This is a genomic window from Albimonas sp., from assembly GCF_055129145.1.
In genome coordinates this window covers 1-7,852 of sequence record NZ_JBSRTQ010000178.1, presented here as the reverse complement: position 1 = coordinate 7,852, position 7,852 = coordinate 1, and the positions used below count along the sequence as shown (strand labels likewise).

8 protein-coding genes are annotated in these 7,852 nt (G+C 72.7%); 2 read left to right on the top strand and 6 right to left on the bottom strand.

Annotated elements, in window-relative coordinates; genetic code table 11:
- The coding region (locus ACTB72_RS19150; protein ID WP_463038613.1) for a YceD family protein at window positions 1–499 on the bottom strand (499 nt) is incomplete at its 3' end.
- A 319-nt stretch (window positions 500–818) separates the two neighbouring features.
- On the opposite strand from ACTB72_RS19150, the gene ACTB72_RS19145 reads away from it, so the two are divergent.
- The gene (locus ACTB72_RS19145; protein WP_463038612.1) at window positions 819–1,439 is read left to right on the top strand and encodes an outer membrane protein assembly factor BamE; all 621 of its coding nucleotides are present in this window, start codon (window positions 819–821) and stop codon (window positions 1,437–1,439) included.
- 116 nt (window positions 1,440–1,555) lie between these two features.
- Here the strand turns inward: ACTB72_RS19145 and ACTB72_RS19140 are convergent, their stop codons facing one another.
- From ACTB72_RS19140 to ACTB72_RS19120, 5 genes are all read right to left on the bottom strand, one after another.
- Window positions 1,556–2,800, bottom strand: a complete 1,245-nt coding sequence (locus tag ACTB72_RS19140) for an MFS transporter (protein WP_463038614.1) — start codon at window positions 2,798–2,800, stop codon at window positions 1,556–1,558.
- Window positions 2,801–2,961: 161 nt separating this feature from the next.
- Window positions 2,962–3,639, bottom strand: coding sequence for a hypothetical protein (locus tag ACTB72_RS19135; protein ID WP_463038611.1), 678 nt, complete (start codon window positions 3,637–3,639; stop codon window positions 2,962–2,964).
- 114 nt (window positions 3,640–3,753) lie between these two features.
- Window positions 3,754–4,707: a methyltetrahydrofolate cobalamin methyltransferase gene (locus ACTB72_RS19130; RefSeq protein ID WP_463038610.1), complete on the bottom strand. Its 954-nt coding sequence runs from the start codon at window positions 4,705–4,707 to the stop codon at window positions 3,754–3,756.
- A 105-nt stretch (window positions 4,708–4,812) separates the two neighbouring features.
- Entirely contained in the window at window positions 4,813–5,745 is a 933-nt protein-coding gene (locus ACTB72_RS19125) for a methylenetetrahydrofolate reductase (protein WP_463038609.1), read from the bottom strand.
- 60 nt (window positions 5,746–5,805) lie between these two features.
- Window positions 5,806–6,132, bottom strand: a complete 327-nt coding sequence (locus tag ACTB72_RS19120; protein WP_463038608.1) for a virulence factor — start codon at window positions 6,130–6,132, stop codon at window positions 5,806–5,808.
- Window positions 6,133–6,769: 637 nt separating this feature from the next.
- Between ACTB72_RS19120 and metF the strand changes: the two genes are divergently transcribed.
- Window positions 6,770–7,663 (top strand): methylenetetrahydrofolate reductase [NAD(P)H], encoded by an 894-nt coding sequence (gene metF, locus ACTB72_RS19115; protein ID WP_463038607.1) that lies wholly within the window; start codon window positions 6,770–6,772, stop codon window positions 7,661–7,663.
- The last annotated feature ends 189 nt before the right edge of the window (window positions 7,664–7,852 follow it).

Sequence of the window (7,852 nt, the reverse complement as noted above, 5' to 3'; positions counted from 1 at the left end):
CGGCGGCGTCGTCCTCGTCGCCCGTCGCCGGCGCCACATCCGCGAGGTTCGCCCCCGGAGCGCGCGGATAGGGGTCGATGGCCAGCGCCGCCGCCTCCGCCGCCACTTCGCCGGGATCGATGCGATGGCCCAGCGGCTCGGGCGGGTCGTCGTCCTCGCCGGGGTCGATGTCGATCTGGTCCGGCTCGGCCACGCCGGGCAGGTAGAGGCGCGAGAACGGCTCCGCCAGCTCCTGCGCCACGTCCACCAGCGTCACCACGCAGGGCTGCACCACGCGGGCGCGCACCTCGCCCTTCACGCGCCAGCCGTCGGCCTCCGGGCGCACCTCGCCGCGAAAGGCGAAGCGTTCCACCGTCTTCACGCCGAAGCGGCGGGCGAGCGCCGCGCGCTCCTCCGCCCCGGCCTTGGCCTGCAGGGACTCGCCGTTGGGCGGCAGTTCCCGGACCCGGATCGGCCGTGAGAATTCGGGCGCCGTGGCGGCGGCGGCGGAGCGTGTCATGGCGCTTGTCTCCTTCGCGCGGTGCGCGTCGCAGGGGCGGGCGTGCCCGGGGGCCGCGCCCTTTCAGGGTCTCGAGGCAGGCCGCGCGCCGCCCGGCGCGCGGCCTGACGCCGGTCCCGGGCGGCTGGGCCGCTTGAACTGCGAACATGCGCGCGCTAGGCAAGGCCTGCAAGCGGCGACCTTGGCGCGCCCGGCCCCCCGCGTCGCCGCGATGCGAGGCGGAACGGGGGCCGAGACGGCGCCGGAGCGCGGAATGGCCGGCCCCGACGGGACCGGCCGCGATGATCCGGGAGCGGTGATGGACCGGGAGAGACGGGGAATGCGCGTGACCTCCACCAGGGCCATGACAGGCGGATCGACGGCGGGCGGATCGACGGGGGCTTCGCCCTTTTGCACGGGGCCGTCCCGCCAACGGACCGGCAAGCCGTCCTGCGGCGCCTCCGGGCCGCGCGCCGCGGCGCTGGCGGTCGCGGCGGCGGCGCTGCTGGCGCTCGGCGCCTGCGAGCCGACGGTGCGCGTGCACGGCTACGCGCCGGCCGAGGCGCAGCTCGCCATGCTCGAACCCGGCGTCGACAGCGCGGCGACCGTCACCGCCAAGATCGGCCGGCCCTCCACCGCCGGGGTGATGCGCAACGACGCCTGGTACTACGTGTCCTCCCGGGTCGAGACGCTGGCCTACAACGCCCCCGAAGTGACCGACCGCCGCATCGTCGCGGTGCGCTTCGACGATGCGGGCATGCTCGCCTCCGCCGACGTGTTCGGGCTGGAGGACGGCCGCGTCATCAATCTGGTGACCCGGACCACGCCGACCTTCGGGCGCGAGATGACCATTCTGCAGCAGGTGTTCGGCAACCTCGCCAACGCCGGCGCCTCGCTGGCCGAAAACGCGGCCAACAGCACCAACGGCGGCAGCAGCCTCCCGCCCTCGACGGGGCCGTGATCGGGCGCCTTCGGGCGCCGCCGGCCGAGCCGAAATCGGAAGGCCCCGCGCGATGGCGGGGCCTTTTTCGTTGCCCGGTGCAGGTCGGGGCCCGGTGCAGGTCGGGATGGACCGGCTCAGGCCGCCTCGGGCTTGCGCAGCGCGAACCAGATCAGCGCGCCGCCGGCGAGGCTCAGGAACGGGATCATCGCCCAGTTCACCGCCGCCCAGCCGGTCTGCGGATCGCCGCCCCAGCAGTTCATCAGTCCGCCGGAGCTCACCGAAGCCACCGTCACCAGCCCGAACACCGCGAAGTCGTTCATGCCCTGGACCCGGCTGCGCTCGGCCGTGCTGTGCGCCCCGGTCAGCATCGCCGTCGCGCCGATATAGCCGAAATTCCACCCGATCCCGAGCAGGAACAGCGCCCCGTAGAAGTTCATCAGGTCGACGCCCGCCAGCGCCACCATGCCGGCGGCCGCGAGGATCGCCAGCCCGGTGGCGATCACCTTCTCCACCCCGAAGCGGTTGATGATGTGGCCGGTGAAGAAGCTCGGCAGGAACATCGCCAGCACATGCACCATCACGATGTCGGCGGCGTCGTTCTTGGCGAAGCCGCAGCCGACCACGGCCAGCGGCGTCGAGGTCATCACCAGGTTCATCAGCGCGTAGGAGACCATGCCGCAGATCATCGCCACCGCGATGCGCGGCGTGCGCAGCAGCTGGCCGATGGACCGGCCGCGCGCGTCGCCGGGCTGCGGGCGGGCGGGTTTGGGCGAATCGAGGAACCAGAACACCGAGGACGCAACCAGATTCAGCGCGATGACGAAGGCGTAAGCCCCCGCGAAGGGCACGGGCGCCAGCGCGTCGGCGGTCAGCTTCACCATCTGCGGCCCGAGCACCGCCGAGATCAGCCCGCCCGCCATCACCCAGGAGATCGCCTTGGGCCGGAACGCGTCCGACGCCCCGTCCGTCGCCGCGAAGCGATAGAAGCCATGCGCCGACATGTAGATGCCAGTGCAGAAGGCGCCGGCGAGGAACAGCCAGAACGAATTGAGATAGAGCGCGGCGACGCAGAGCGTCGCGCCGACCGCCCCCCCCGCGGCCCCGAGCAGAAAGCCCGCGCGCCGCCCGTAGCGCCCCATCACCGCCGAGACATTGGGCGCGGCCAGCATCGAGCCGAGCACGATCAGGGAGATCGGCAGGGTGGCGAGGCAGGGGATGGGGGTCAGCATCTGTCCGGCGAGCCCGCCGAGCACGAAGTTGACCGGCATCTGCGCGCCGAGCGTGGCCTGGGCGATGACCAGCACCACGACGTTGCGCCGGGCGCGACGGTCGGCGGCGGCGGGGCCGGCGGGGGCGGGGGGTTCGGTGGCGGTGACCATGCGGTTCTGGTAGCCGGGCGGAAGGCCGGCTGGCAAGCGACGGCTTGTGCGCGGAGCGATCACGCCGCGTGATCGGCGCGATCACGCGGCCCGGAGGACGAGGCCGGCGCGTCCCGCCCGACGCAGCCGCCCGCCCGGCGCCTCCGGTCCGGGCGCGCCGCTCAGCGCCCCGAAAGAAGCCCGGCCATCCCGGCGCCCAGCCCGGCCCCGACCTCCGCCGCGCCCCAGAGCAGGGCCTTGATCCCCTCCGACAGGCCCGTCGCGGCCGCGCCGCTCCGCGAGGCGCCCCAGGCGAGCGCGAGGGTCAGGCTCCACAGCAAGGCGGGCGGCGCGGCGAGCCGGGCCCAGACCTCCAGCCGCTCGGTCACGGTCAGGTCGTCCTTCGCGGTCGCCAGCAGGCCCTGCGCGTGGTGGGAGACGAAGGCGAGCCGGATCAGCATCGCCGTCACCGCCCCGCCGGCCCAGGCGACGAAGAACGCGATCAGCGGATAGAAGAAGGCGATGAGCAGACAGGCGACGAAGGCCTGCAGGCTCAGGAGCCGTGGTCCGAACCAGCGGTCGAGCCGCGCCAGCAGCGTCCGTCGGAACTGATCGTAGGCCCCGTGCCAGGTCGGGGCGGCCACGATCCGCGTCAGAAGGCGAGCGATGGCGACCCGGTCGGCGTCGGGCTGGCGGACGGCTTCGGAGGCTTCCCAGGCGATGGCGACGAGCGCAGCCATGCCGATCCACCAGGCAAGCCACCAAGCGGTCGGATCCAGCTGATTGATGGTGACGGCGAACGCGCCGATCCCGACCGCGAAGCCCAGAAAACCGTTCTTCAGCGCAATCGGATGGTCCAACCCAAAACTCCCCCCGCGAACGGGAGAAGCCTAGGCGAACCCGGCCGGGCCGCGCAACGTCATCTGCGGTTCAGGGAGCGCCCCCCCCTCCGACGCGCTTTCGCCCCCGCGCCCTCAGCTGCGACGGCGGCGACGGCCCTCCCGGGCGCCGCGGGCGCCGGCTTCGGGCTCGCCCTCGGGGGTCTGCTCGCGGTTGGCGCGGATCCAGGCGGCGCCATGGGGGTCGTTGTTCATCAGCATGTTCGCGGCCCGGATCGCGTTCATCTCCTGCGGCCGCACCGGGTTCATGATCGCCGAGGTCATTCCGGCCGTGATCGCCATCGGCAGGAAGGCCGCGTTGATCCCGTGGCGGTTGGGCAGCCCGAAGGACACGTTCGACGCCCCGCAGGTGGTGTTCACCCCAAGCTCGTCGCGCAGACGGCGCACCAGCGCGAACACCTGCCGCCCCGCCGTCGCCATCGCCCCGATCGGCATCACCAGCGGGTCCACCACGATGTCGCAGGCGGGAATGCCGTGATCCGCCGCACGCTCCACGATCTTCTTCGCCACCGCGAAGCGCACCTCGGGATCCTCGGAGATCCCGGTGTCGTCGTTGGAGATCGCCACCACCGGCACATTGAACTTTTTCACGAGCGGCAGGACGATCTCCATCCGCTCCTCCTCCCCGGTCACCGAATTCAGCAGCGGCCGGCCCTTCGCCGCCTCCAGCCCCGCCAGCAGCGCGCCGGGGACCGAGCTGTCGATGCACATCGGCACGTCGACGATGGCCTGCACCCGCTCGATCAACGCCTTCATCAGCATCGGCTCGACGAAGTTGTTGTCGGCGTAGCGCGGGTCCGCGGCCATCTTGTTGGTGAAGACGGCGCCCGAATTGATGTCGAGCAGCATCGCCCCGCAGGCGACCTGCTCCAGCGCGTCCTTTTCGACCGTCGAGAAATCATCCATCTCCAGCTCGGCGGCCAGCTTCTTGCGGCCGGTGGGATTGATGCGCTCGCCGATGACGCAGAACGGCTCGTCGAAGCCGATGACGACGGTTTTCGACTGGGATTCGACGACGGTGCGGGTCATGGGCGCTGCGATCCTTCTGAGGCGGTCGGGCCGGCCGGAACGGACGCCCGGCTGTCGGACGTCCGGTTATCATGGAGGATGCGGCTTGTCAGGGCTGCGCAGCGGTCAGGCGTAGAGCGCGGCGCCGGCCTCGACCCTGGCGGAGGCGTATTCGGCGGTCTTGTCGATGCCGCCCAGCGGGAAGAAATGCACCTGCTCGATCCGGAGGCCCGGATCGGCGGCGCGGGCGGCGGCGAGATCGGCCAGAACCTCGTCGGGGGTGAAGGGCAGGGCGAGCCGGGTCAGGTCGGCGGCGCGCCGCTGCAGGACCTTGACCGAGGGGCCGACCCCGCAGGCCAGCGCGAATTTTATGAGGGTTTGCAGCTTGGCCGGCCCCGCCACGCCCACATGGATCGGCAGGTCCACCCCCGCGGCCCGAAGGCGGCCCGCCCAGGCGACCACCGGGCCTGCGTCGAACACGAACTGGGTGACGAGCGCCATGCGCGCATCGGTCCGCTCCGCGAAAGCCTGCTTCCAGCGCAGCGCCGCCATCAGGTTCTTGTCGGAGCCGTCGGGGTCGATGTCGGCGTTGCCCTCGGGGTGGCCGGCGACATGCAGGCGGGCGAAGCCGGCGCGGTCGAAGAGGCCGGTGTCCATCAGCTGCATCGAGCTGTGGAATTCGCCCCGCGGGGCCGAGATCCCGCCCCCGAGCAGCAGGGCCGAGCGCACGCCCGCCTCGCCTTGATAGCGGTCAATCCAGTCGGCGAGCGTCGCCCGGTCGGGGATCGAGCGGGCGGCGAAATGGGGCATGACCTCGAACCCCTCGGCGGCGATGCGCCGGGCGGTCGCGACCATATCCTCGATCGGCGTTCCGTCGATATGGGCGATGCAGACCCGGGTTCCGGCGGGGAGCAGGTCGGCGAAGCGTTCGATCTTCGCGGCGGTGCGCGGCATCACCTCGAGGGAGAAGCCGCGCAGGAAGCCGGCCGCGTCGGACGGGCTGGCGGAGGGAGCGGCGGCGGCGCGCCGGCGCGAGAGGAAGTCGATCACCCGTGACATGTCCGGCCCTCCGTGGCGCGGGGTCGGGCGACGCTCGCCCGCCGCCCCGCTCTGTTCCCGTTACGCGTTCCCCGCCCCGTCGCCCGGCTCGCGGCCGTCATTGGCGATCAGCGCCTTGATCTTCTCCGGCCCGTATTCGGCGTCGAGGCGCGCGGCCTCGGCATCCGCAGCGGCCTCGTCGTCCTCGGCCTCGACCGTGTAGGGCGCGGCGCGCCGCCACTCGGCCAGGTAGGCGTCGGAATCCTTCGCCCCCACCTTCATCGCGCAGCGGTCTATCGCCTGCTCGAACCGCTCGGGCAGCTGCCGCTTCGCGCCGCCTCGCCGGCCCTTGCCCGCGATCACCTGGGCGGGAATGTCCCGCCACCAAACCACCGTGATCTGCGCCAAATCCGTCTCCTTGCGGCGGGGACTTCCGGCTCCGGAACCGCCCCGCCTCGAGGTCCCGGATACGCCCTCGCGGGGCGCGCGCGCATGATGGGAGCGACGGCATGCGTGAAAAACGCGACATCGTCCCGCGGCGGGGGCGGGCGGAGGGGTGACGGCACGGCGGAAGGGGGGGGCCGACCGCGGTGCGGAGGGGGGCGGCGGGCCCTGAAACGCGGGCGTCCGCCCTTGCCGGGGCGCATCGCGCCGGATCGGTCGGCGGAGGCGCGCCGGCCAGGCCCGTGCGATTCGCCCGTGGCGGGCGCCGGACCCGGCAGCGGGGCGAGGCCGAGGCCGAGGGTCGGCTCGCCGGAGGGAGCCGCATCCAGGGCCGCGACGGTCCGCCCGCCTTCGGCGCCGGCGGCGGCGCCCTCCTCGCCCTCGGCATCCTCGAACGGGTCGTCGACCCTGACGCGGTTCGGAACCGACGCCGCCCGCGCCGCGGCCGCCGAGACGACCTGCGCAAGACGACCTGCATAAAAGGCGCCGCAAAGCCTCGTTGAAGCGTCGCGAACAAGATCGTATGAGAGGGGCGATGCGGGCGTCCTCCCCTCGTTCCGGGGCGGTGCGCCTTGCGTCGTCATTCGTGGAGAGACCCCCCGTGACGGAACCGACCGCCCGCCGCCTGACCATCTCGTTCGAGTTCTTCCCCCCCGCCACGCCCAACGGCGCGCTGCGGCTGTGGCGCTCGGTCGAACGGCTGGCGCCGCTGGCGCCGGAATTCGTCTCGGTCACCTACGGGGCCGGGGGCACCACGCGCGACCGGACCCGCATGGCGATCCAGGCGATCCTGGAGCGGGCGCGCCTGCAGGTGGCGGGCCATCTGACCTGCGTGGGCGCGAGCCGGGCGGAGACGCTGGCCGAGGCCGACGGATACCGCAAGCTGGGCGCGCTGCGCGTGGTCGCGCTGCGCGGCGACCCGCCCAAGGGGGTCGAGCGGTTCGAGCCGCATCCCGACGGTTTCCGCAACGCGGCCGAGCTGGTGGCGGGACTGCGCGCTGCGGGGCATGAGCGGATCTCGGTCGCGGCCTATCCGGAGCGGCATCCGGATTCCGCGGATCTCGCGGCGGATCTCGACAACCTCAAGCGCAAGCTCGATGCGGGCGCCGACGGCGCGCTGACCCAGTTCTTCTTCGACAACGAGATGTTTCTGCGCTTCCGCGATGCGGCGGCGAAAGCGGGGATCACCGCGCCGATTCAGCCGGGGATCCTGCCGATCGAAAACTTCGCCAAGATGCGCCGCTTCGCCGCCGGCTGCGGGGCGAGCGTGCCGGACTGGCTGGTCGCGGCCTATGAGAACGCCGACGAGCAGGGCATGACCGAGACGCTCAGCCGCGCCCTTTGCGCCGAGCAGTGCGACGGGCTGCGGGCCGAGGGGGTGGAGCATATCCACTTCTACACGCTCAACAATCCCGACCTGCCCTATGACGTCTGCCGGGCCATCGGCGTGGAGCCGCAGCCGCTGGGCGTCGCCTCGGGCGCCGGCGCCGCCTGAGCTCTGCGAGGCGGCTGACCTCTGCGAGGCGGCCGGGTTTCGGGCGGTGCGATTGTTTCAACGGGGCGCTTCGGCGTCCCGTTCGCGTTTGCGGGCCGGGTTGGCCCGGGCGCCGCGACGGCCGGCCCAAGGGCGTCGCCGTCAGGCTCGCGGCGCGGGGCGCCGGCCCGCTGACGGCCCCGTCTCGGG

Coding starts and splice junctions, on each gene's coding strand:
- ACTB72_RS19140 (WP_463038614.1), bottom strand. CDS start 2,800: ATGGTCACCGCCACCGAACCCCCCGCCCCCGCCGGCCCCGCCGCCGCC.
- ACTB72_RS19145 (WP_463038612.1), top strand. CDS start 819: ATGCGCGTGACCTCCACCAGGGCCATGACAGGCGGATCGACGGCGGGC.
- ACTB72_RS19130 (WP_463038610.1), bottom strand. CDS start 4,707: ATGACCCGCACCGTCGTCGAATCCCAGTCGAAAACCGTCGTCATCGGC.
- ACTB72_RS19125 (WP_463038609.1), bottom strand. CDS start 5,745: ATGTCACGGGTGATCGACTTCCTCTCGCGCCGGCGCGCCGCCGCCGCT.